At 38.7% G+C, this 1,750-nt stretch carries 2 protein-coding genes; both read right to left on the bottom strand.

Annotation, left to right across the window (positions count from 1 at the left end):
• On the bottom strand, positions 1–1,085 hold a 1,085-nt coding region (locus B5J94_RS13115; RefSeq protein WP_228144604.1), incomplete at its 3' end, for an RNA-guided endonuclease InsQ/TnpB family protein.
• On the bottom strand, positions 1,082–1,696 hold the full coding sequence (locus B5J94_RS13110; protein ID WP_079364187.1) for an IS607 family transposase: 615 nt from the start codon (positions 1,694–1,696) through the stop codon (positions 1,082–1,084). The genes B5J94_RS13115 and B5J94_RS13110, both read right to left, overlap by 4 nt.
• Positions 1,697–1,750 lie beyond the last annotated feature (54 nt).

Raw genomic sequence — 1,750 nt, 5'->3', positions numbered from 1 at the left:
GGTAATTCATCTAACTTAACACCACAACAAGAGCAGGTTTTGCTTGATGGATAAAATCTATCCAGTTCTTTGAGTGTCTTGCCCCATTGATTTGCTTTGTAGATGAGTTGCCTTTTAAGTTCGTAAAACCCTAAATCATTGATAGCACGGCTTAGTTTGCGATTTTTTACCATACCTTTGATATTTAGGTTTTCAAGACAAATCACATCAAACTTTTTAACCAAGTTGGTACTAAGTTTGTGTAAAAAGTCTTTTCTGATACAGCTGATTTGATAATGCAACCGTGAGAGCTTGGTTTTCGCCTTTTCACGATTGTTAGAGCCTTTTTGTTTACGGCTAAGTTGTTTTGATAATCTTTGAAGTTTTTTAAGTTTATTCTTTAAAGGTTTTGGTGCTTGTATCTTTTCTCCTGTTGAAAGTGTGGCAAGGTCGGTAATGCCTAAATCAATGCCAACAGCATTACCTGTTTTAAGAGTTTTAAGAGTTTGATTGGTTTTAAGTTGTCTGACTTGTGTGTTATTGTCCAATTCAACCGCAATAGACACAAACCATTGACCACCTTTGGTAAAGACTTTGGCACAGAGGATTTTGCCATCAAAGCGTAAGTTTTCACGCATTTTAACAAGTCCCAAATTGGGAATTTGAATGAAAGGTTTGTCTTTTTTGAGTTTTAGCTTAAATTGGTCATTAGATAGGCTAAATCTGTCGTTTACACCTTTTTTTCTAAATGTCGGATAACCACTTTCGCCCTTAAAAAAGCGTTTGAATGCGTCTCCTAGTTGCATAATGGCAAGTTGGGGAGAGCATTTGGTTACTTCTAGCATGAATGGGTATTTTTCACGTTTTATGGCGTTAAGTTGTCTTCTTAGTTTACCTTGTGATGGTTTGTTAAGTCGGTTTTCGTCAATGGTTATGCCTTTTGCTTGACAGTCATCACGGTAGTTTTTGTCTTGTTCATATTGCTTTTTCCATTGCCCCAACGCCCAATTATAGGCCAGACGTGCGACACCGCAAGCCTTGCTAAAATGTGTGGCTTGTTTATTGGTTGGGTCAAGTCGGATGATGTGTCCACGAATAATCGTCATTGCAATGCTGCCTTAACGGCTTCAAGCAGTTTTTTATTCTTTTTACTTCGTGAGCCATATAGTCTTGCTGAAAATACCGTAATGATTTCTAACACATCTTGAGCCAACTCTTCTTCAAAGGATAGGTTTTCGCCTTGATTGATAATGACAACTTCCACATTCTTTCTTTCGCATAGAGCGAAGATAAGTTCCGAACCAAAGCGTAATAGGCGGTCTTTATGGGTTAAAACCAATCTGCCGATTTCATTGTTTAATATGCCGTCAAGCAGTTGTTTAAGTCCTTTTTTATGGTAGTTCATGCCAGAACCTAAATCACCCACGACCTCATAAGTCCAGCCTTGTTTGGCACAGTAGAGTTCTAAAACTTGGATTTGACGCTCTAAATCGTCCTTTTGGTCGTGGCTAGATACTCGTGCGTAGCCAACCGTTTTGCGGTTTGGTATGGGTAGATTATGGTAAAAATTAGGGTGTAACTTATTGATATCATACCTGCGATGACCTTTGGGGGTGCGTTCTGCGACAAGCACGCCAGTTTCGTCCCACCTTCTTAATGTTGAGATAGAGACACCCAGCCGTTTTGCAGCTTCGTTAATACCAATCAATCTATTCATAATTACACATTATAGAGTAGATTTAGGTAGATTTCAAGTAGCTGTTTTTTGCCC

Origin of the sequence: Moraxella lacunata, assembly GCF_002027545.1 — a bacterium.
GTDB classification, from domain to species: Bacteria; Pseudomonadota; Gammaproteobacteria; order Pseudomonadales; family Moraxellaceae; genus Moraxella; species Moraxella lacunata.
This window is presented reverse-complemented; position numbering and strand designations above follow the sequence as displayed.